The organism is uncultured Varibaculum sp., from assembly GCF_902489465.1.
In the GTDB taxonomy this organism is placed as follows: domain Bacteria; phylum Actinomycetota; class Actinomycetes; order Actinomycetales; family Actinomycetaceae; genus Varibaculum.
In genome coordinates, this window is sequence record NZ_CABTZZ010000020.1 from 1 (window position 1) to 21007 (window position 21007).

Annotated in this window: 19 protein-coding genes, 2 tRNA genes and 1 riboswitch; of the genes, 15 read left to right on the forward strand and 6 right to left on the reverse strand. The window is 53.4% G+C overall.

Translation table 11 applies throughout. From position 1 onward, the window contains the following. From RDM26_RS05095 to RDM26_RS05120, 6 genes are all read left to right on the forward strand, one after another. On the forward strand, positions 1-201 hold a 201-nt coding region (locus tag RDM26_RS05095; protein ID WP_307737930.1), incomplete at its 5' end, for a hypothetical protein. Between the two features lie 240 nt (positions 202-441). Then, positions 442-705 (forward strand): type II toxin-antitoxin system BrnA family antitoxin, encoded by a 264-nt coding sequence (brnA, locus tag RDM26_RS05100; RefSeq protein ID WP_307737931.1) that lies wholly within the window; start codon positions 442-444, stop codon positions 703-705. 87 nt (positions 706-792) lie between these two features. Beyond that, a complete protein-coding gene (locus tag RDM26_RS05105; RefSeq protein WP_307737932.1) occupies positions 793-1860 on the forward strand; it encodes a pseudouridine synthase in 1068 nt (355 codons plus the stop codon). 165 nt (positions 1861-2025) lie between these two features. Next, the gene (locus RDM26_RS05110) at positions 2026-2496 is read left to right on the forward strand and encodes a nucleotidyltransferase domain-containing protein (RefSeq protein ID WP_307737933.1); all 471 of its coding nucleotides are present in this window, start codon (positions 2026-2028) and stop codon (positions 2494-2496) included. A 95-nt stretch (positions 2497-2591) separates the two neighbouring features. Further along, positions 2592-3347, forward strand: a complete 756-nt coding sequence (locus RDM26_RS05115; RefSeq protein ID WP_307737934.1) for a gamma-glutamyl-gamma-aminobutyrate hydrolase family protein — start codon at positions 2592-2594, stop codon at positions 3345-3347. A 10-nt stretch (positions 3348-3357) separates the two neighbouring features. Continuing rightward, on the forward strand, positions 3358-4557 hold the full coding sequence (locus RDM26_RS05120) for a glutamate--cysteine ligase (RefSeq protein WP_307737935.1): 1200 nt from the start codon (positions 3358-3360) through the stop codon (positions 4555-4557). Positions 4558-4887: 330 nt separating this feature from the next. On the opposite strand, the gene RDM26_RS05125 is transcribed toward RDM26_RS05120, so the two are convergent. Then, positions 4888-6327 carry an amino acid permease gene (locus tag RDM26_RS05125; RefSeq protein ID WP_307737936.1) on the reverse strand — a complete coding sequence of 480 codons (1440 nt, stop codon included), beginning with the start codon at positions 6325-6327 and terminating at the stop codon, positions 4888-4890. Between the two features lie 162 nt (positions 6328-6489). Then, positions 6490-6563, forward strand: a riboswitch (ZMP/ZTP riboswitch). 25 nt (positions 6564-6588) lie between these two features. Between RDM26_RS05125 and glyA the strand changes: the two genes are divergently transcribed. The 4 genes from glyA to RDM26_RS05145 all read left to right on the forward strand — a co-directional run bounded on the left by glyA (position 6589) and on the right by RDM26_RS05145 (position 10858). Next, entirely contained in the window at positions 6589-7881 is a 1293-nt protein-coding gene (gene glyA / locus RDM26_RS05130; RefSeq protein WP_307737937.1) for a serine hydroxymethyltransferase, read from the forward strand. Between the two features lie 73 nt (positions 7882-7954). Then, complete coding sequence (locus RDM26_RS05135) at positions 7955-8857, forward strand: bifunctional methylenetetrahydrofolate dehydrogenase/methenyltetrahydrofolate cyclohydrolase (RefSeq protein WP_307737938.1); 903 nt, start codon at positions 7955-7957, stop codon at positions 8855-8857. 14 nt (positions 8858-8871) lie between these two features. After that, a complete protein-coding gene (locus RDM26_RS05140) occupies positions 8872-9981 on the forward strand; it encodes a BMP family ABC transporter substrate-binding protein (protein WP_307737939.1) in 1110 nt (369 codons plus the stop codon). Between the two features lie 25 nt (positions 9982-10006). Further along, positions 10007-10858, forward strand: coding sequence for an exodeoxyribonuclease III (locus RDM26_RS05145; protein WP_307737940.1), 852 nt, complete (start codon positions 10007-10009; stop codon positions 10856-10858). A gap of 52 nt (positions 10859-10910) precedes the next feature. Here RDM26_RS05145 and RDM26_RS05150 read toward each other — a convergent pair whose 3' ends face one another. After that, positions 10911-12311, reverse strand: coding sequence for an aspartate ammonia-lyase (locus tag RDM26_RS05150; RefSeq protein ID WP_307737941.1), 1401 nt, complete (start codon positions 12309-12311; stop codon positions 10911-10913). A gap of 173 nt (positions 12312-12484) precedes the next feature. Here RDM26_RS05150 and RDM26_RS05155 point away from each other — a divergent pair, with 173 nt between their 5' ends. Then, positions 12485-13360, forward strand: a complete 876-nt coding sequence (locus RDM26_RS05155) for a hypothetical protein (protein WP_307737942.1) — start codon at positions 12485-12487, stop codon at positions 13358-13360. A gap of 78 nt (positions 13361-13438) precedes the next feature. Here the strand turns inward: RDM26_RS05155 and ppgK are convergent, their stop codons facing one another. The 3 genes from ppgK to RDM26_RS05170 form a co-directional block, all read right to left on the reverse strand. After that, positions 13439-14188 (reverse strand): polyphosphate--glucose phosphotransferase, encoded by a 750-nt coding sequence (gene ppgK / locus RDM26_RS05160; RefSeq protein ID WP_307737943.1) that lies wholly within the window; start codon positions 14186-14188, stop codon positions 13439-13441. Between the two features lie 3 nt (positions 14189-14191). Further along, positions 14192-15103 (reverse strand): type I methionyl aminopeptidase, encoded by a 912-nt coding sequence (gene map / locus RDM26_RS05165; protein WP_307737944.1) that lies wholly within the window; start codon positions 15101-15103, stop codon positions 14192-14194. A gap of 64 nt (positions 15104-15167) precedes the next feature. Continuing rightward, the gene (locus RDM26_RS05170; protein WP_307737945.1) at positions 15168-15992 is read right to left on the reverse strand and encodes a substrate-binding domain-containing protein; all 825 of its coding nucleotides are present in this window, start codon (positions 15990-15992) and stop codon (positions 15168-15170) included. Between the two features lie 196 nt (positions 15993-16188). On the opposite strand from RDM26_RS05170, the gene pheS reads away from it, so the two are divergent. After that, the gene (pheS, locus tag RDM26_RS05175; protein WP_307737946.1) at positions 16189-17274 is read left to right on the forward strand and encodes a phenylalanine--tRNA ligase subunit alpha; all 1086 of its coding nucleotides are present in this window, start codon (positions 16189-16191) and stop codon (positions 17272-17274) included. Positions 17275-17276: 2 nt separating this feature from the next. Beyond that, positions 17277-19925, forward strand: a complete 2649-nt coding sequence (gene pheT, locus RDM26_RS05180) for a phenylalanine--tRNA ligase subunit beta (RefSeq protein WP_307737947.1) — start codon at positions 17277-17279, stop codon at positions 19923-19925. 94 nt (positions 19926-20019) lie between these two features. On the opposite strand, the gene RDM26_RS05185 is transcribed toward pheT, so the two are convergent. After that, a tRNA-Ile gene (locus RDM26_RS05185) sits at positions 20020-20094 on the reverse strand. A gap of 56 nt (positions 20095-20150) precedes the next feature. On the opposite strand from RDM26_RS05185, the gene RDM26_RS05190 reads away from it, so the two are divergent. Together RDM26_RS05190 and RDM26_RS05195 are read left to right on the forward strand one after the other, a co-directional pair. Further along, positions 20151-20669, forward strand: a complete 519-nt coding sequence (locus RDM26_RS05190; RefSeq protein ID WP_307737948.1) for a hypothetical protein — start codon at positions 20151-20153, stop codon at positions 20667-20669. Positions 20670-20708: 39 nt separating this feature from the next. After that, positions 20709-20780 (forward strand) — tRNA-Asn (locus tag RDM26_RS05195). The last annotated feature ends 227 nt before the right edge of the window (positions 20781-21007 follow it).

The window sequence follows — 21007 nt, forward strand, 5'->3', positions numbered from 1 at the left end:
TTCGGACAAATGACCTGGGACATCAAAAGAGTTTTTCCTTATTACAAGCGGACACAAGTCCTGAAAGATCTTAAAACCCCAACCCCAAGAAAAACGGACACATCTCCTGAAACCACACACCACCGCTACCGCAAGGAAAAAATGCCCCAAGCGCTTGCGCTTGTGGGCATTTTTGACGCAGCGGTATGTAAAGCCGCGTAGCGGTTTTGCAAATACCGCAAGGTGTTTGGTGGGGTCTGTTGTGCTTGGTGTGTTGCCCCAAGCGCTTGCGCTTGTGGGCATTTTTGACGCAGCGGTATGTAAAGCCGCGTAGCGGTTTTGCAAATACCGCAAGGTTGGGTTTTAGGTGGGGTTTGGTTTGTTGGCGTTTTGTGAGCAAAGGTGATTGGCATACGCGGATAATTTCGGTGCGGCGCGCCAGACAGGAGGAGATGCAGATTTATGAGCAAAACATCTGATACCTTGACCGCCGAGCAGATTGATAAAAAATTTGATGACGGTGAGGACGTCCTCGAATATTTCGACTTGGAAAACCCACAGGTAAATGCGCCACTGAGATCGGTCGAGCAGAAGAGGGTAACTCTAACTATGCCCAATTGGATGATTCAGGGGCTGGATAAGCAGGCGGCTGACCTCGCGATTTCTAGGAATGCAGTAATAAATACTTACCTGGCAGAAAAGCTAACTAACCGAGTAGCAAATTAGTTTCTCCCTGGGGAGGTTATGGCCGGGCGCGATAATCTGGAAAAGGTAGTAACGGCTGCGGCCAAGATAGCGAATAGGTGAGGCGCGGTGAGCAGACGTAGGAAGCGAAGGGCGGGGACGCGTCCGCCGGCGCGGGGCGGAATCGATCCGGTGGGGTTCGTTTCTCCCGGTCAGGAAACGTTAGAGCGACAGTTGCAAGCTCAGCTGGAACGCAAACTTTCGCTGTCTACCGCCGAGATTGCGGATTTTGTGGCGAAAGCGTTCGCGGCGGGGGATGTGGTTTCCCCATTGGGGATTGCCCTGTCCCCAGACAGTAAGCTATTGGCGGGGCAACGCTACTACTTGCATCGAGTGGCTCCCGATGAAGGCGCTGCCTTACCGAAGTTGCAGGTACTTTGGGAGGGCGAGGGGGCAATCGTAGTTAATAAACCCGCTAGCCTGGCAACTATTCCCCGCGGCTCCTGGGTTACCCGATCAGTGGTGGTGACGGCTCGCCGCCAATTTGGAAACGACGAAATAACCGCTGCGCACCGCCTAGATCGCCTGACTACTGGATGTTTATTGTTGACCCTAGATCCGAAATGTCGGGCGCGTTACCAACAGCTATTTGACCGGCGGCAAGTAAAGAAAACCTACCTGGCGCGCAGTCGATGCGCTACTAATGGGGGAGAGAGGGTGACTCCCAAGGTGGGGGAGCGTTTTGACTTCCAGCTTCCTATGTTTAAAGAAACTGGCTCGCTGGCAGTGTCGATAGGGACGCCCCCGATAGGTTCAAAAGTGGCCAGCTGTAAAAGCCGTACCCGCGGCCTCGTCCTCGGAAAAATCCCCCTCCCCGAAAAGACAGAAAAGCTGGAAGGAGAGGAAAACGCAAACCCGGGCAACCCGGGAAACGCGTCAGAAGAAGAACTGTTGTGGCAGTTAGAGCCAGAAACCGGGTTTACTCATCAATTGCGCGCCACCTTGGCGCATTTCGGGTATCCCCTCGTAGGTGACCCCCTCTATCCAGAAGTTTTGCCCGCAGATGCCCCAGAAAATATCGACCCGCAGCTCTGCCTACATGCCCAAGAACTGCAGTTTCCCGACCCGACTAATCCCGCTAACCTCATAACCGTGACTGCCCCCGCCCCCACCTGGGCAAAAGGTGTCGTAACCTGATTGATGCCCCGTAAAAATTTATGGAAAATAACCAAAACCTCAAGGTGTACGCAAGAAAAACACGCAAGAATTGCGTATTAACTATTGATAAAACACGCAAGAATTGCGTAAAATAGTTGCGTGTTTTTATTTTAGACGCGATAATCCAAGACAGAGGTGATGAGGGTGACCCTGAAGGAACTCCGCAAACAGAAGAAACTAACTCAGGTCGAATGCGCCTCCTACTTAGATATTCCGATTCGCACCTACCAAAATTACGAGAACGAAGAAAAGAAGAGAAAAACTTTAAAGTACCAGTACATGATGGAAAAACTGGAGCGATACGGCTACATCGATGAAGGACACGGGATTCTCACCATCGCAAAAATCGAAGAGATCTGCCGAAAAGTATTCGCCTCCTATGATGTGGAGTACTGCTATCTCTTTGGATCCTATGCCAAGCGGAAAGCTAAACCGGAAAGTGATGTGGATTTGTTGATATCCACAGATATTTCCGGCATTAAGTTTTATGATTTGGCAGAATCCTTGCGGGAAGCGCTCAATAAGAAAGTGGATCTTTTGAAATTTGAGCAGCTTAAAGATAATCCCGAGTTGGTGAACGAAATACTGAGGGACGGAATTAAAATCTATGGATAATCCCAAAATGGTTTTAGTTGCCTAATTCCCGAACTGTTACGCAACCTGAAGGGTCTGGCATGACGGATGGCGCGCTAACCCGTAAGCTATAACCCATGCGAGAAAGGCTGCCGTTTTTATTTATCCAATGCCGTCCCGCCGGAAAAATAGCGCGTGACGAGCTGCAAACCATTGCCGAGGTCACCGGACTGAGAATCGGCCAGGAACTACAATCTTATCTGCTGCCAGAAGAAACTGACCTTGACCTGGTGCACGATCTAAATATTGCGGGCAGGTATAGTGCAGTCATTATTTCGGGATCTCCCTTTCGGGCACATCCGCCAACTGGATCAGAAAATCCCGTACAAAGGCAGTTATACAACCAGCTAATGCCACTCATGCATTACCTGCTAGACCAGGATTTTCCCACTTTGGGGCTGTGCTACGGGCTGCAAATGTTGGGGCAGGCGGCTGGCGCCACGTTAACCGACCGCACCGGGGAAGACCTGCAGGCGGTGGAAGTTACTTTAACCGCGGAGGGTCAGGGAGACCCGGTAACCGGGCAGCTAGATCCGGTAATCCGCGGTTATAGCGGGCATGGGGATTCGCTGGCGGAACTTCCAGAGGGAGCAACTTTGCTGGGCAGCGGACAACACTGTCGCTACCAGCTGCTTCGATTAGAGAATAATCTGTACGGCACCCAATTTCACCCGGAAATAACTACTGCGGGAATGCAGATCCGCATCGACCAATATGAGGACGCCTACTATGCGGCGGCAGAACGCGAAGCAGTCATTGCCCGCTGCATGAGTCAAGATGTGACCAGCTCACACCGGTTATTGTCCGCATTTACTGAGCATTACCGCCGTTAGGAGGCAGGCGATGAGCATAAAGTTTTCTCGTTCTGAACGATCCACCATTGGGATCGAATGGGAACTACAACTAATTGATAAAGACTCTTTTGACCTGCGACAATGTGCTAGTGCGGTGATGGAGGAAGTGGAGCGGCTCCACCCCCAAAACCCCCTGGTGCATCGGGAGATGCTGCTGAACACGGTGGAAGTAATATCCCGTCCTCGCCACAACGTTCGTGACTGCATCATGGATCTGAAAGAGGGTATCAATCTGGTGCGTCCGGTTACTTCGGCGCTGCGAGTAGAGCTGGCAGCTGCCGGATCCCACCCCTTCGCTAACCCCAGCTATCAACAGGTCACCGATTCTAAGCGCTATGAAGAACTGGTCAACCGCACCCAGTATTGGGGACGCCAGATGCTACTTTTTGGCACCCACGTGCATGTGGGGGTAGAGGATCGCGATAAGGTACTGCCGATACAAAACTATCTGACCAGCAAACTTGGTCATATTCAGGCGCTGTTTGCTTCTTCCCCTTACTGGGCGGGAGTCGATACCGGGTACTGTGATAACCGGGCGATGGTGTTTCAACAGCTACCCACTGCCGGAAAACCCTATCAATTTGAAACTTGGGAGCAACTGGAAGATTTTACCGCGGGGATGTTAAAAACCGGGGTGATTGATTCCTTCGATGAGGTGCGTTGGGATATCCGCCCCTCGCCCAAGTTTGGCACGATTGAAGCGCGGGTAGCCGATGCCTCTTCCACTATTAAAGAGGTAGCAGCCGCAGCCGCACTCACCCAATCCCTGGTAGAAACGGCTTCCCGTCAGCTAGACGCCGGTAAAGAATTACCAGTGATGCCGGACTGGTTCGTGCGCGAAAACCGCTGGCGCGCTGCCCGCTACGGGATGGAGGCCATCTTGATCGAGGACGCACACGGGGAAGAAGAACTACTAACTAATTCCCTACCCACCTGGCTAGAGGAGCTCACGCCTGCCGCAGAAGATTTAGATTGTGCGGAAGAACTCTGGTCAATCCTGGAAATGGTGAAACTCGGTGTCGGTTATCAGCGGCAACGCACCATTTTTAAACGCACCAATTCTTACGAGGCGGTAATAGCCTTCCTAATAGCCGAAATGGAGGCCGGCGAACCCTTAAATCCGGAATGTTTCGTAGATAAATCCCTGCATAAGAGCGGAGTCAAAGGCTGGAAAGCCCGCGCACGCTAAACGCGCGAGTCCGCAAGCACTAACGTTTCAAGAGGGCGCGGGAAAAGATACGAGAGGGGCTTGAGCCGAACTTGTTGAGGCTCACGGGGCCCCGGAGTGCTTTTCCCACGCCCGTTGCCGGGGTCTGTTGCGCTGTTAACACGTTATTAGCACGGGGAAGGATTATAGCTGTTTGGCATCTGTAAGCGCGGGGGAGAGTTTTATCCGAGTGGGTGCGGTGGGCATAAGAAATCGGGGAGAGACTAGGTCTCTCCCCGATTTCTTGGGCGGGAGGAAAAACTCTCCCTCACGCATAGTTTTAGGGATGTCTTGCGCTATTCGCGCTGCTGCTTAACTAGCAGTAAACATGTCGTGATCAACGTGGTTACGCACTATCAGCCAGGCGAGAGCCAAGGCTACGGTTACGCACGCGAAAGCGATAATCGCGGTTGGCCCCAGTCCGCCCTCGAACCACATAAGCACAATCATTGCCCCCAAAACTGCTAATACCAGGTAGTTAGAGTAGGGCGCGAGAGGCACATGGAACTTGGGGCGTTCCAGACCATTCTTCCGGCAGTGACGCACAAACAAAATGTTTGAAATCATGATTGATCCCCACATGGCACAGATCCCAATCCCCGCCATATTGGCAATCACATCAAAGGCTTCATTGGGGTAGAACAAATTCACCATCACGCCCACTAAACCGATAGTACCAGCAGCGATAATAGCCGCATAGGGAACCGCGTTCCGGTTCATACCGGACAAGAAACGAGGGGCAGACCCGGATACAGCCAGAGAACGCAGACCTCGACCACAAGTGTAAAGTTCCGCGTTAATAGCGCTAGCGGCAGCCAGCAGTACCACCAGATTCATGATGTGACCAGCAGCGGGAATACCCAAGCCGCTAAAGAAAGTCACAAACGGTGACTCGTTACGGTTGTATACGTTATAAGGCAACAGCAAAGTAAACAGGACGATACACCCTACGTAGAACAACATAATCCGCCACATCATAGAGTTGACTGCCCGCGGCATTTCCTTTTGGGGATCCTCGGCCTCACCGGCCGCAGCCCCCAAATATTCGGAGCCACCATAGGCGAACAAAATCCCTAAAGATAGGGTGACCATAGTGAATGCGCCCTTGGGGAATAGTCCTCCATGCTCGGTGATCGCGTGCACGCCGGGAGTGTAGCTGTTTCCATTCACCGTTAAGGAAATCCCGAAAACAATCGCTACTACCGCCAAAATCATAAAGACCACAATCGCAGCGACTTTAATCATCGCGAACCAAAACTCGAATTCGCCGAAAAATTTTACGCTAGCCAGATTGACAATCACCATTAATGCCAAGGCGATAAACGCCCACGCCCACAACGGGACAATCTGGAAGGGCTTCCAATAATGCATATAGTTAGCTATTGCGGTGATATCCGCCATTAAAGCGGAAGAATAAGTAATAAAGGCAAACCATCCGGTGAAATAGGCGCCACGCTCGCCCATAAACTCGCGAGCGTGAGAAATAAATCCCCCCGAAGAGGGACGATACAGGCTAAGTTCTCCGAGGGCGCGAAGCATTAAATAAGCAATCCCACCGCAAATTGCGTAAACAATAGCAACTGACGGCCCCCCGTCAACGATACGTCCAGATGCGCCATAAAACAGGCCGGACCCGATGGCCCCGCCCAGCGCAATCATGCGCATGTGGCGAGACTTTAACCCTTTGCGGTAGCCCTCATCGGATTTATCACGATGCGGGGTGCCGCTAATCGGTTTTTGAGTTTCGCTCATTAGATTTCTCCTAAGTTTTACCTTTTATGCTCGATATCAGAGCACATAGGGAGTATAAGTTAGGGCAGTGACAGACATTTTAGGTAGTCAGCATGTGGAATCAGACATTTATATCCGGAAATATTTAGGTAAAAGCGCCCTCGGTCACGGTAGACTTAGGGCGTAACCGTGACTGGCGTAGGTGGGATACCACCGGGGAACAAGTGGTCAATCAGTCGCTCGCCTGGGCTGATTTGACGCTACGAAAATAAGGAAAACTCAATGGGAGACAAGCTTCTTATTCAATCCATATCGCAAGTAGATCCCGAGATTGCAGCGGTGCTAAACCAAGAGCTAGAGCGGCAACGCGGCACTTTGGAAATGATCGCTTCCGAAAACTTTGTGCCGCGCGCAGTGCTGCAGGCGCAAGGATCCGTCCTCACCAATAAATATGCGGAAGGCTACCCGAGCCGGCGTTACTATGGTGGCTGCGAGGCGGTAGATGTGGCGGAGAACTTAGCACGGGATCGCGCTAAGGAAGTATTTTCCGCTGAGTTCGCTAATGTGCAGCCCCATTCGGGTGCGCAAGCCAACGCAGCAGTGCTATCGGCACTGGCTAAGCCGGGGGACACCATTATGGGGCTGGCGTTAGATCACGGCGGGCACCTTACCCACGGTATGAAAATCAATTTCTCCGGTCAGCTCTATAACGCCACCGCCTACCAGGTAGATAAAGAAAGTAGCTGGGTGGATATGGATCAGGTGCGCGATGCGGCCTTGAAATATCGTCCCAAAGTTATTATCGCGGGCTGGTCGGCCTACCCCCGCCAGGAAGACTTCAAAGCTTTCCGAGAAATCGCGGACGAGGTCGGAGCCTACTTGTGGACAGATATGGCGCATTTTGCGGGGCTGGTAGCTGCGGGATTACACCCGAACCCGGTGCCGTATTCCGATGTGGTTTCTACGACCGTCCATAAGACTTTAGGCGGGCCGCGTTCCGGGATGATTCTGTCGCGGGATAAGGAACTCGGAAAGAAAATTAATTCCGCGGTTTTCCCCGGCCAGCAGGGCGGCCCGTTGATGCATGTAGTTGCGGCGAAAGCAGTGGCGATGAAGATTGCGGGCAGTGACGATTTCAAAGAACGGCAAAAACGCACTTTAGAGGGAGCGAAGATTCTGGCCAAGCGGTTAACTCAACCAGATGTGGCGGATTGCGGGATTTCCTTACTGACGGGAGGAACCGATGTGCACCTGGTGATGGTGGATCTGCGTAACTCCCAGCTAGATGGGCAGCAGGGCGAAGATTTGCTGCATGAAGCCGGGATTACCATTAACCGCAATACGGTGCCTTTCGATCCGCGTCCTCCCCGGGTAGGATCCGGGCTGCGGATTGGTACCCCGGCGCTTGCAACTCGCGGTTTTGGTAAGAAAGAGTTCACCGAGGTAGCCGAGATTATCGCCGGAGTGCTGGTGGATGCTTGCGGAGGCAATGTCGATAAGTCCAGCTATCGCGAGCGCGTAAATGCTTTGATTAAACGTTTCCCGTTGTATGTGGGACTCAATCAGGTAGCGTAAAGCGCAATCAATAGTCGATGGGGGAGCGGGCAGACTGGTAGGGTCTGCCCGCTCCGCAAACTAAGGAGAAGAAATGCGTAAAGGTTGGAGCGGGGACGCGGTTCTGCTGGATGGGGCAGCGCGGGCTCGGCAGTTGAAAGAAGAAATGCGTCAGCAGGTGGAACGCCTGCATGAACAGGGGATTAAACCGGGGCTCGGCACTATTTTGGTGGGAAGTGACCCGGGTTCGGTTTCCTATGTGGCCGGTAAACATCGTGACTGTGCCGAGGTAGGAATCGAGTCGATTCGGGTGGAACTTCCAGATACCGTTTCGACTGCACAGGTATTAGCGGAGATTGAAAAACTCAACGAGAATCCGGCTTGTACCGGCTATATTGTGCAGTTGCCGCTGCCTCGCCAAGTAGACGTTAACCAGGTGTTGGAGGCGATTGATCCCGATAAAGATGCTGATGGCTTGCACCCTATGAACCTGGGACGGCTGGTGCTGCGGGTTAAAGAACCGGTAACCTCCCCGCTGCCTTGCACCCCCAGAGCCTGTATCGATTTGCTGCAGCACTACCAGGTGCCGTTAGCGGGCGCGCAAGTGTGCGTAGTGGGACGGGGAACCACGGTGGGACGTTCCCTGCCGTTAATGCTGACCCGCAAAGATGTTAATGCCACCGTCACCTGTTGCCATACTGGAACCCGGGATTTAGCTACCCATACGCGTGCAGCGGATGTGATTGTCGCCTGCGCGGGATCGGCGGGAATTATTAAACCCGAGATGGTTAAAGAAGGCGCTGCCGTCCTGGATGTGGGGGTTTCCCGCGGCGCCGTAAATCCGGAAACCGGGAAGGCTCGTCTGGAGGGCGACGTGGCAGAGGGCGTTGACAAGGTAGCGGGCTGGCTCTCGCCGAACCCGGGGGGAATCGGTCCGATGACTCGGGCGAATCTGCTGCTCAACGTGGTGGAAACCGCGATGAGACACGCCAACTAGATGGAGAATTCTCTATGCGGATCTGGAAAGTTTCGACTGCTTTAACCTGGGCAGCAACTTTGGCGCTTACTCTGGGTGCCTGTACTTCCACGCCTCAGGTCACTCCTAGTACCTCATCGCCGGTAAACACCCAGGTAAATAAAGCGTTTTGTGTGGTGGAAAAACAGAATTCGCAAGATATAAGAGCCGTGGCGTTAGGGAAAGCTATGGGGGAGGAGTTAGCTAATCCCGATAACAAACAACTAGCTAAGGCCGTTAGTCTCAGCGTGAAAACCGCGGAAGAGATCGCGGGAAAACTCCAGGAAAAGAAATGCAAAAATGTGCTTTCTTTAGAACCGGGATTTGCGTGGGCGCTGTTGCAGATTGCTAGAGATAACGCAGACATGAATTTTGCAGTCATGGGAGCGGTCGGAAAGACGGACGCGTTAACTAATGCCAGTGGCATCGATTTTGATCTGCGGGAACCAGCTTTCCTCGCCGGGTATGCCGCTGCCGGCGTCACGAAAAGTGGTTTAGTGGGAGCCATAAGTGACCTTGAGACGGATAAAACCGCTAAGGAAGTGGGCGATCCTCCCGGTATCTATACTCCATCTTCCTGGGCAAATAGCTTTCGTCTCGGGGTCGAGTACTATAACCAGTTTAAAGGTTCGGGAGTTAGACTTGCCGCTTGGGATCAAAACGCTGGCGAGCCAGTTCAGGTGACAAGTGTGCAGCTGCGCGACCAGCTACTCAAATTAGCGGATAAAAAGGTGGACATTGTTTTCGTAATGGCACCTCCGGGTGAATCCGGAGTGGTAGAGGGACTCGCGGCAAAAGAAGCCACCGCTATCTGGAACGGGCAAGATTTGGCCGCCGCCTCCCCAAAACTACAGAGCAACGTGCTCACTTCGACAGTGGTCGATCCTTCCGGGTGTGTAAAACTGTTGCTTAAGCAATTGCAAACCGGTTCGGTTGCCGGGAACGATTACCGGGGGACTCTAAAGAACTCCGGAGTTAAACTCGCTGGTTGGGGCGAATATGCTCCTAGGTTTTCTGATAGTCTCACCGCGGAACTGGCAGGAATCCGTAGCCAAATCGATAGCGGAAAAATTGATATCACCAAACTTGCAGCTCACCGCGGGTAGGCAGGATGCTAGGTAAAGGGGAAATATGCTCAAGATAGCCACAGTTAATGTCAACGGGATTCGGGCAGCGTTCCGTAAAGGAATGGATACCTGGCTGGAACAAGCAAATCCCGATGTAGTGTTGGCGCAAGAAGTACGAGCCAGTGAAGAAATCACCCAGGAGCTATTTGGAGACGAGTGGCAGGTAGCGGTGAATGCCTCGCAGCTTAAAGGGCGTGCGGGAGTAGCCGTCGCGGTGCGTAAATCCTCGCCCTGGCAGCTAGAAGAATCCAAAGCCGATACGGTACCGGTCGAGGTTCCCCAAGATGGAGGGCGCTGGTTAGAGGCCTTATTGCTTAAGGAAAATGAAACCGAGGGTGGTGAGGACGTGCGGTTGCGGGTAATCTCTGCCTATTTTCATTCCGGGGAAGTCGGATCTGAAAAACAAGACCATAAAATGGCGCATCTAGAGCGAATCGGGCACCGGCTGGAGCAGCTTATGTCTCCGGCCGCGTCCTCCGCAAAAGATAATGACTCCTTAGTGCTGGTGGCTGGGGATTTCAATGTGGTGCACACCGAGCGGGATATCAAAAACTGGAAACCGAACCACAATAAACGCGCCGGGGTCCTAGATGAAGAAATCGCTTTCTTAGATCGCTGGCGCGAACAGGGCTGGGTTGACGTGGTGCGCTCCCTCGCAGGGGAAGTCCAAGGCCCGTATTCTTGGTGGTCTTGGCGGGGTAAAGCCTTCGATAATGATGCCGGGTGGCGCATCGACTATCAGCTTGCCACCCCACGACTGGCAGAGGCGGCGAGCAGTCAACAAGTGGATCGCGCCGCGGCCTACGACCAGCGGTTTTCCGACCATGCCCCCGTGGTGGTTAGCTACGAAATATAAAATCGCGCTTGCCAGTGGTTTCATTGGCAAGCGCGACCTAGTTAGTAGTTAATTACTTGCTGGCTTTCGGGTGAGTCATATCAGCAACATTGAGGGCTTTATCCAAATCTTCCTCACTGATTTCCCCACGCTCAACAAATCCTAGATCCAGAGCAGATTCCTTGACAGTCATCTTCTCTTTCACTGCGTGCTTCGCGATCTTAGCGGCATTTTCATAGCCGATGTAGCGGTTCAGCGGAGTCACAATCGAAGCCGAAGATTCTGCCAATTCTAGGCAGCGCTCCGGGTTAGCCACGATTCCATCCACGCAACGCTCCGCTAGCAGACCGGCAACCGCTCCCAGACAGTTAATCGACTCTAGCAGGTCAACTGCCATTACCGGCAGCATCACTAACAGGTCGAAGTTGCCTTGCGCGCCCGCGAAGGCAATCGTCTGATCGTTACCGATTACCTGGGCAGCTACCTGCACGGTTGCCTCTGGCAAAACCGGGTTGATCTTGCCAGGCATAATCGAAGAACCGGGCTGCAAATCTGGCAGAGTGATTTCTCCCAGACCGCAGCGCGGCCCAGAAGATGCCCAACGCAGATCGTTGGCGATCTTCACAAAGGAAACTGCTACTACCCGCAAAGCTCCAGACATTTCTACCAGGGAATCTTGCGCGGCCTGTGCCTCGAAATGGTTATCTGCCTGACGGAAAGGTAGATCCATATTCTCTGCGATCAGGGCAATTACCCGTTCAGAGAAACCTTCGGGAGTGTTAATCCCGGTACCGACGGCTGTGCCACCTAAAGGCAGTTCTGCCAGGTTCTTTTCTGCGTCCTTTACCCGGTCAATGCCTTTGCGTACCTGCGCGGCATAACCGGAAAATTCCTGTCCCAGCATAATCGGGGTGGCATCCATCAAGTGGGTGCGCCCCGCCTTGACGATGTTTGCAAACTCTTCAGCTTTCTTTTCTAGGCTGGTGGCCAGCTGATCTAGTTTCGGCAGTAGGGCGTGCTCTACGGCCTCATAAGCGGCGATATGAATCGAGGAGGGGAACACGTCATTAGAGGACTGGGAAGCGTTCACATGGTCATTGGGGTGAACTTTGCTGCCCTTAAAACCGGTGGCTAAAGTTGCGACCACCTCGTTGGTGTTCATATTCGAGGAGGTGCCCGACCCGGTTTGGAAAATATCAATCGGGAACTGGTCATCATGTTTACCAGCGATAACCTCTTCGGCGCCTTTAACAATCGCGTCACGGGTTTCGGAATCGATTACCTCCAGTTCCGCGTTAGCGATTGCCGCGGCTCGTTTGATTTGCCCGAGGGCTGCAACATGGTGGCTGGAAAGAGTGCGTCCCGAGATTGGGAAATTTTCTACCGCCCTTTGGGTTTGGGCTGCGTAGAGGGCATCCTTAGGAACCCGAACTTCTCCCATAGTGTCATGTTCAATCCGATATTCTTCGCTCACGTATAGCTCTCCTTTGACGATAGTGAAAAACAATTACTTAGTTTCTAGCCTACCCGGGTTTAGTGGGAATAGTCCTGTCAAAAACTGGGTAAAATCGCTACATACTATGGGATTTTCCTCCATAAGGCTGGTAACAGCTTAGACTGTAGCTAGCGACAGAAAGTAGGAGCACCATGAGCAATAGAGCCTCAGACGAGAAACCTACCGAGTATCTGCCGGGGGGAGCGATGGCAAACGCCTATGTTCCTCGAGGGCGTCAAACTAATCGACGGATTACCCGACAGGTAGCTCAGCCCGATGTTGACAGTGCCGCGCAAAGAAAAATCTCGGTACCAAATCCGCCTGCAGGCGCCCCCTCGGCCGTTGGCGATGCTGCCGCCCTGTCCGCAAATGCCCAAACGGAAGCAATCCCTGCGGCTAACGCTCCCGCCGCAACTAGCACCGGTTATGTTCCTTCTCATGCGGCGGGTAGTCGGGAACCTGGCGGTTCCCCGGAATCCTATCCAGATTCGGGAGCGGCGACTACCAAGCTGCCTCCAATCGATCCGGCCGCTGCCACCCCCCAGGTTGATTCTTTCCCGCAAGGGGTTCCTGTATCCTACGATCCTAAAGTCGACGCGGAAAAACTACGTGAAGAGCAAGAATACGAGGAAGAGCGTGCCGATAAACGCCGCCTGTTGAAAGTAGCGGGAATCGTGACTGCGATTGTGGCGCTGCTGACGGGAGCGGTAGTTGTAGTGGCGCTCATGATTTCCTCTCGACAAGTCTTGCCACCGGCAGAACAAGAAACCACTACCTCTCAAAGGGTTACTACCAGTTCTTCAACTCCGGAAACTACCCCGAGCCAGTCCCAGACGCAAGAGCCAACTTCCAGTGAGCCTTCGCAAACTCAAACTACTAGCCGAGAGCCAATGCCTACGAAGACTACTGCCACCACCCGACCTACTACTGAAAATCCAACCCCATCAGAGGGAGCGCCCACCGGAAGTCAGCAGCCTAGCGAGCAACCTAGCGAGCAACCCTTCCCCAGTGAGAGCAACTCCCAATAAAAGCGAGGGGACGCGCCCACCTTACCCAAATGATTAAAACGAAGGGTAAGAGGGGACGCGCCCTAAGGTTAGGAGGGTTTACTTAGCGGCTTTACTGGCGGTAACCGCTGCCCCTACAATCCCGGCGGTGTTACGCAGTTCCGCCGGAACAATCGGAGTTTTAATATCTAATAGCGGCAAGAACTTCTCGTGTTTACGAGAAACACCTCCACCTACTACAAACAAATCTGGACTAAATAGTTTCTCTAGTTCCTGGTAGTAGCGGGTCAAGCGTTTCGCCCATTTCTTCCAACCCAAATCATCACGTTTACGCACCGAGGCCGCTGCTCGGCTTTCAGCGTCATGACCGTTAACTTCGATATGCCCTAGCTCGGTATTAGGAACTAACACCCCATCAATAAACAGCGCAGTTCCAATCCCGGTTCCTAAGGTTGTAAAAATAGTAACCCCGGGCTGATCTTTGAAAACTCCGTATGCTTGTTCGGCAACCCCAGCAGAATCAGCATCGTTTAGAACCGCAACCCTGCGCCCGAACGCGTTAGAAAACACTTCCGCTGCGTCACAGCCTACCCATTCTTGACCCAGGTTAGCGATGAAAGGAACTACCCCTCCTGGAAGGGGAGCCGGGAAACAAACCCCCACCGGCACGTCCTCGGGAAGGTCAAAATGAGCTAGGACATCCGCCGCAGTTTTTGATACCGCTTGCGGAGTTGCCGGGTAGGGGGTTTCTATCCGGAAACGCTCGGCGGTAAATTCTCCGGTTTCTAAATCGACCGGCGCTCCCTTAACTCCAGATCCGCCGATATCAATGCCAAATGCGATAGCCATTTGTTACTCCTTGCTGGGCAGAGTCAATATTTCTGCTCCGTATTCAGTTACCACAACGGTGTGTTCAAACTGGGCAGTTCGGGAACGATCCTTAGTTACTACTGTCCAGCCATTGTCCCACTGTTCCCAGTCGATTGTACCTAAAGTGAGCATCGGTTCGATAGTAAACACCATTCCCGGCTCCATTACGGTGTTATAGGAGGGTGCGCAATCATAGTGAGGAACAATCAGACCGGAATGGAACGCCTCTCCCACGCCATGACCAGTAAAATCACGTACCACTCCATAACGGAATCGCTTCGCGTAGGCGCTGATTACTCGCCCAATAATGTTTATTTCCCGCCCTGGTTTCACGGCCTTGATCCCGCGCATCATCGCGTTATAGGTGCGTTCCATCAACAACTCAGATTCTTTATCTACCTGACCGACGCTAAACATGGCGCAGGTATCCCCGTGTACTCCGTCTTTATAGGCGGTGATATCCACGTTGACAATATCGCCTTCCTGTAAGGGTTTATCGTCCGGGATCCCGTGACAAATAACTTCATTCACCGAGGTACACAGCGATTTTGGAAAACCCATATACCTCAGGCAAGACGGGTATGCTCCCTGAGAAACAATATATTCGTGACCGATTCTATCGAGTTCATCCGTAGTTATCCCGGGTCGAATCGCTTTACCTACCGCTGCGAGGGCATCGGCCGCGATCTGTCCGGCGGCGCGAATTTTTTCCACCGTTTCCGCGGATTTGGTGTCGGAAGCAGTTACCTTTTCAGGGCCGTCATGGAAAAGGTACTCCGGGCGTTCGATATTTTTAGGTACGTCAAGCTCGGGACTGATTTTTCCGGCTTCCTGATTACCTAATGGGGCGCGTTCTGCAAGTTCTTTTAGGCTAAGTCCTGGATATTCATTCATGCTTCTATCCTACGCGGGCAGGGGCGGGTTATTGACCGGCCGGGCTCACTTAGTGAAGAAGACTCTACACAGACTCGCGAGCAACGTATTGCAAAATCTGACCGCTGGGGGCTTTGCCTAAATCTAGATCGCCGCCCTCGCGCTGCGCGATATGCATTAACTCTTGATAGGCCAAAGCCGGGGTATCTACTACCACCGATGCTAGGGGCGGACGGGAAACCTGCCCCGAGGGCGAATCGAATCCCCCAACTACCGAAGCGTCCTGGGGAACCATCTTGCCGCATTCGCGCAGGCCATGAACAATCGCCATGGCGGCCATATCATCAATCGCGCAGAACCCATCTAAGCCTGGATGTTTTTGCAAGGCCCCCAAAAGATAGGAAGGAATGTTCTCTGGATCTTGGGGAAGTACCAGTTGGGTGGGCGCAGAAAGTCCCGCCGCCTGGCAAGCCATTTGTGCAAAGAAGTAGTAAACGGTAGCGGTCTCTTCCGGGTATTTTCCGCGCCAATGCACGAAAGCCAAGTTGCGTCGATTACGTGAAGCCAAGGCATCTACCTGGATTTTCACCATTTGGAAGGTCATTAAACTGGTTGGATTTTGCCGATCCTTGCCCTGCGTCAAGGAGTCAAGAACCGTAGATCCACACTGTTCTAGCTGTTCCAGAGTGTTCTGATCTAAAGGCAGGAGCGGTAAAACTGCCGCGTCGGTTTCCTTAATCGTGGAAATCAGATTTTCCGGATGATCTTCGAGGTGAACGGTGCAAATCACGCTAACCCCGGCCTGGGCTAGCAGCACCGTCATATCGCGCAGCAAAGCATAATTAATGGCGCCGATATCAACGCAGGGCACAACGAGATCAACTTTCGTTTTTCCAGCTAGGGTCGCCAAAATGCCTCCTCAATTGCAAGTGTGATTCCATTCTACATATTAATGGCGTTCATACCGATAATCTTGGGTTTTTAATGCCCCAACAGGCGTGAAATCTCTAAGAGTTTCGCTTAGCGAGCGTAAATTACCCCGGAATTTGCTCGGCAACTAGAGTGGAAGACATAAAGGGAAAGAATTATTCAAGAAAGGTGAACCAGTGTCTGAGGCGACCACACCTATTTCTCCGTTAGATCAAGAGGGGATAGCTCGGGCAGTTGAGGCCGCGAAAGCGGATTTTTCTGCGGCGGGCTCACTAGAAGATTTAAAGAGAGCGCGGGGAGCGCACCTGGGGGATAACGCCCCGATCATCCTGGCTAACCGGGAGATTCGCAACCTCGAAAAGAAAGACAAAGCTCAGGCGGGAAAGAATCTGGGCGGTGCCAAGAAACAGTTGCACGCCGCGTATGATCAGCGGCGCTGTGCCCTCGAAAAGGAAAAAGAAGCCCAAACCCTGGCGGCGGAAGCTCTGGATGTAACCCAGGTGGCGCAGCGCTACCCGCAGGGAGCCCGCCATCCCCTCGAAACCCTGATGGAAGATATTTCCGACTTTTTCGTGTCTATGGGTTGGGAAATCGCGGAAGGCCCGGAAGTCGAGCACGAATGGTTTAACTTTGATTCCCTCAACATTGATCCGGATCACCCGGCCCGGCAAGAACAAGACACTCTTTATATAGATGGACGTTCCTTGGGAGGAGAAAACCCCGGGGATGGCAACTTGGTGTTGCGTACCCACACTTCGCCGGTACAGGCGCGAGTAATGCTATCGCGAGGAGTGCCAGTTTATATTGCCTGCCCGGGAAAAGTATTCCGCGCCGATGAACTAGACGCCACCCACACCCCGGTATTTCACCAGGTAGAGGGGCTGGCAGTCGATAAAGGTCTGACTATGGCGGATCTGAAAGGTACCCTGGATCACTTCGCACAATCTATGTTCGGGATGGAAGCGAAAACCCGGCTGCGTCCCTCGTTCTTCCCTTTCACTGAACCCAGCGCAGAAATGGATCTGTGGTTCCCGCAAAAGAAAGGCGGCCCGGGCTGGATCGAATGGGGCGGTTGCGGCATGGTTAACCCGAATGTACTGGTAGCCTGCGGAATTGACCCGGATGTTTATTCTGGGTTCGCCTTCGGGATGGGCATTGAACGCACCTTGATGCTGCGGCATGGAATCACCGATATGCACGATATTGTCGAGGGTGACGTGCGATTTTCTAAACAGTTCGGCACTACCGGAAGGGGAAACTAGCAATGCCATTTGTAGCGCTTGATTGGCTTAAAGATCACGTCGAGGTAGTGCCAGGCACGGATATCAAACAGCTTTCCTATGACCTGGTGAAGGTAGGTTTGGAAGAAGAAGCCATCCATCCCGCCGCGGTAACCGGACCTTTGGTGGCAGGGCGGGTTTTGACCCTGGACGCCAAAGAACAATCCAATGGGAAAGTTATTAACTATTGCCGAGTAGATGTGGGAAAATTTAATGACCGTCCCGGGGAAGGCAAAGAGCCCTCCGACCTGCCCAGTCGCGGAATTATTTGCGGCGCTCACAACTTTAAAGTTGGAGATTTAGTGGTGGTGTCGCTGCCGGGAGCAGTTTTGCCCGGTGATTTTCAGATTGCTGCCCGTAAAACCTATGGTCATGTTTCTGACGGGATGATTTGTTCTCAGCGGGAACTGGGGATTGGTGATGACCATAACGGCATTATCGTCCTGGAACAGTTGCTGCCAGAAAAGGCCGCAGCCGGGGAGCTACCTGCTCCCGGAGAATCGGTAATTGAACTGCTGGGATTAGGGGAAGAAACCCTAGAAATCAATATCACTCCCGATCGCGGCTACTGTTTCGCAATGCGCGGGGTGGGGCGCGAATACGCCCATTCCACCGGCGCTAAGTTTACCGACCTGGGCTTGGCAGAGAATCTGCTTTCCGGGTCAGTCCCGGCGGTAACCGCGGATGGATTTGCGGTTAAAGTCGCAGATGAGGCTGCGATTAACGGCAAGGTTGGGTGTGACCGGTTTGTGACTCGCATTGTGACCGGCATTGATGCGCAGGCGGCCACTCCTGACTGGATGGTGCGCCGCCTAGAGCAGGCAGGAATGCGTTCTATTTCTTTAGCAGTCGATGCCACCAACTATGTGATGCTGGATTTGGGGCAGCCCCTGCACGCCTATGACCTGGATAAAGTGTGCGAACCGATCGTAGTTCGCCGGGCGAAAGCCAGCGAAAAGCTAACTACTCTTGATGAGGTAGAGCGCAGCCTGGATCCCGAAGATTTACTGATCACCGACTCCCCGGAAGGTGCAGAGGGCTCCCGCGTGCTGGGCTTGGCAGGAGTAATGGGAGGCGCCTCCACCGAGGTGACTGCCGATACGGTGAACGTGATGGTAGAAGCGGCGCATTTCCAGCCCACTTCGATTGCGCGTACTGCGCGGCGACATAAACTGCCCACCGAAGCCTCCAAACGTTTTGAACGCGGCGTGGACTTCGAGGTAGCTCCGGTAGCTGCCCAGCGGGTAGTGGACATTTTGGTGGAATACGGCGGGGGCACCGACAGTGGGCGAGTCAGCGACCTCAATAACACCGAGCCGTTCGCGGAAATCGTAATGCCGCTGCATGAACCGGCACGGCTAACCGGGGTGGAATATGATCAGGAAACCATCACTGGTCTGCTAAAAGATGTGGGCTGTGAAGTACGGGTGGAGGACGGCAATGTTATTGCCCAGCCGCCTTCTTGGCGTCCCGATCTGACCGGACCGGCGCACCTGGTAGAAGAAATTGCTCGCCTGGCCGGCTATGACACGATTCCTTCGCGCAGGCCGCGCCCAATTGCCGGCCGAGGATACACCCCTAAGCAGCGGGCTCGCCGTGACGTGGGGCGGGCGCTCGCGCAAGGCGGCTTGGTGCAGGTGCTTTCCTATCCCTTTATTTCCGAGGACGTGTTTGATAGCGAACTGCTAGGAGAAAAGGATGTACGGCGTCAAGCGGTGCGGGTGGCCAACCCGCTGGCGGACGACCAACCGTTGCTGCGCACTTCGCTGCTTGATACTTTGCTGGGGGTAGCCCAGCGCAATATCGCCCGCGGTAATGCGCAGTGCGCGATCTTTGAGACCGGTTTAGTGACCCGAGGAATGGGAACGCAGCTAACCGGTTCTTTCGGGGTAGCGGGAAAACCGGATCCTGACCAGCAGCGCGCCCTCAAAAAGGGCGTTCCTTACCAGCCAGAACATATTGCTGGAGTGCTAGTGGGACAGGCAGAACTGGCCGGCGCACTGGGCGGTGGACGCTCTTACGATTGGGCGGACGCAGTGGAGTTCGTGCGTATGGTGGCGCAAACTTTGGCGGTACCGATGCGCGTGCAAGGTAAAGATGGTCGCCAGCGGGTAGCTAACGACAATATGATGGGGGAGCCTGACTCGCCGGAGGCCGTCGCGCCTTTCCATCCCGGTCGGTGCGCGCGGATCGTAGTGCGGGGCGCCTGCGTTGGGTTGGCAGGCCAGCTACACCCGGCGGTTTGCCGCAACTTTGGCTTGCCGGAATCAGCTTGCGCGTTCGAGATCGACTTCGAGAAGTTCACTGCCGCGATGCCGAAGAAAGATTTGCAGGTGAAGCCAGTATCGTCCTTCCCGCCCGCGAAAGAAGATTTTGCGCTGGTAGTCGATGCGGATATTCCCGCGGCTGACGTACAACAGGTGATTGAGAAACAGGCGGGAGATCTGTTGGAAGAGGTACGTCTCTTCGATGTTTTCAGCGGTGAGCAGCTAGGTACGGGTAAGAAGTCACTGGCGTTCTCGGTGAAGATTCGCTCCCGGGAAGGCACGCTGAGTGCCGGTGAGATTCAAGCGGTGCGCACCCGGATTATTAAGGCTACCGCGAAGAAGTTCAAGGCGACTTTGCGAGCTTAACGGGGATAATCGCTGGTGGTGATGAGGGTGCAAACTCGCCCTCATCACCGCTGAATATAGAGGCCGAGGACGTTGGAAACCGGGAAGGCAGGGGTGCCCCGTGCGGGACTTGAACCCGCGACCCACGAATTATGAGTTCGCTGCTACTAACCAACTGAGCTAACGGGGCGAATCTAGCCTACCGGATGGTGGGCAGAATACTGAATTTTGTCTAGGGTGGGGAACGTGACTAACATTTTGCGAAAATTGCGGGGGCGCAGGATCCCGGATGCGGTAAAAGCCGTCTTGACCTCCTCGGATAGAGTTTTTGAATTCCTAACGGTAGCGGAGGATCGCTTCCTGGTTGTGACCATGCAGGCATTAACTGAAGTGGAATCTGGGCAGGTAAAGTCGCGTTTTGGCTGGGATGAAGTTTCTCACGCCCGCTGGGATAGCGAGGCGGGAACGCTGCGGATTGTTTTCCATGAGGGCAAAGATCTGGTTCTTACCCCGATTGAAGCTCCCAAACACAACTTCATGGACATCATCCGGGAGGCGCTGAGCGAGGCGCAGGTGTTTATTACCCCTCTAGAGCTGCCTTCCGGACAGAGAGTTAGCGCACAGATATTGCGTGACGATAACCGCAATTTACGTTTACATCCGCCGATATCTAGTTTTCAAAACCCCGATGACCAGCAGTATTTGCGTTCAGTAGTGAGCGAATGGGAACAGAAATTGGGAATTGTTCTGAGACGCGAAGATTAGGAAGTTTTCGCCCTCTCACGGTAGGCTTATTCAAGTCGATCCCCCATAGCTCAACGGTAGAGCATTCGACTGTTAATCGAAGGGTTACTGGTTCGAATCCAGTTGGGGGAGCTCAAAACCTCAGTGCTTGCTGGCACTGAGGATTTTTATTTTAGCGCTGGTGGTAGGGGCAGTTCAAAGCTGATAGCAAGGGAAGGTTTTCCCTCCGCAGTGCTAGTGAGACTTACGTCCGTTGAGGAATATTGCTCAATCTGATAAAATTTTAACCGTTTGTCCTGGTGATTTTCATCACTGCTAGTGGGCACTCCATTTTCAAAGTTGAGGGTTGAGATAGGTCA

Excerpts from the sequence above, each read along its gene's own strand:
- brnA (WP_307737931.1), top strand. The coding sequence starts at position 442 with ATGAGCAAAACATCTGATACCTTGACCGCCGAGCAGATTGATAAAAAA.
- RDM26_RS05115 (WP_307737934.1), top strand. The coding sequence starts at position 2,592 with ATGCGAGAAAGGCTGCCGTTTTTATTTATCCAATGCCGTCCCGCCGGA.
- RDM26_RS05120 (WP_307737935.1), top strand. The coding sequence starts at position 3,358 with ATGAGCATAAAGTTTTCTCGTTCTGAACGATCCACCATTGGGATCGAA.
- RDM26_RS05125 (WP_307737936.1), bottom strand. The coding sequence starts at position 6,327 with ATGAGCGAAACTCAAAAACCGATTAGCGGCACCCCGCATCGTGATAAA.
- glyA (WP_307737937.1), top strand. The coding sequence starts at position 6,589 with ATGGGAGACAAGCTTCTTATTCAATCCATATCGCAAGTAGATCCCGAG.
- RDM26_RS05135 (WP_307737938.1), top strand. The coding sequence starts at position 7,955 with ATGCGTAAAGGTTGGAGCGGGGACGCGGTTCTGCTGGATGGGGCAGCG.
- RDM26_RS05140 (WP_307737939.1), top strand. The coding sequence starts at position 8,872 with ATGCGGATCTGGAAAGTTTCGACTGCTTTAACCTGGGCAGCAACTTTG.
- RDM26_RS05145 (WP_307737940.1), top strand. The coding sequence starts at position 10,007 with ATGCTCAAGATAGCCACAGTTAATGTCAACGGGATTCGGGCAGCGTTC.
- RDM26_RS05155 (WP_307737942.1), top strand. The coding sequence starts at position 12,485 with ATGAGCAATAGAGCCTCAGACGAGAAACCTACCGAGTATCTGCCGGGG.
- ppgK (WP_307737943.1), bottom strand. The coding sequence starts at position 14,188 with ATGGCTATCGCATTTGGCATTGATATCGGCGGATCTGGAGTTAAGGGA.
- map (WP_307737944.1), bottom strand. The coding sequence starts at position 15,103 with ATGAATGAATATCCAGGACTTAGCCTAAAAGAACTTGCAGAACGCGCC.
- pheT (WP_307737947.1), top strand. The coding sequence starts at position 17,277 with ATGCCATTTGTAGCGCTTGATTGGCTTAAAGATCACGTCGAGGTAGTG.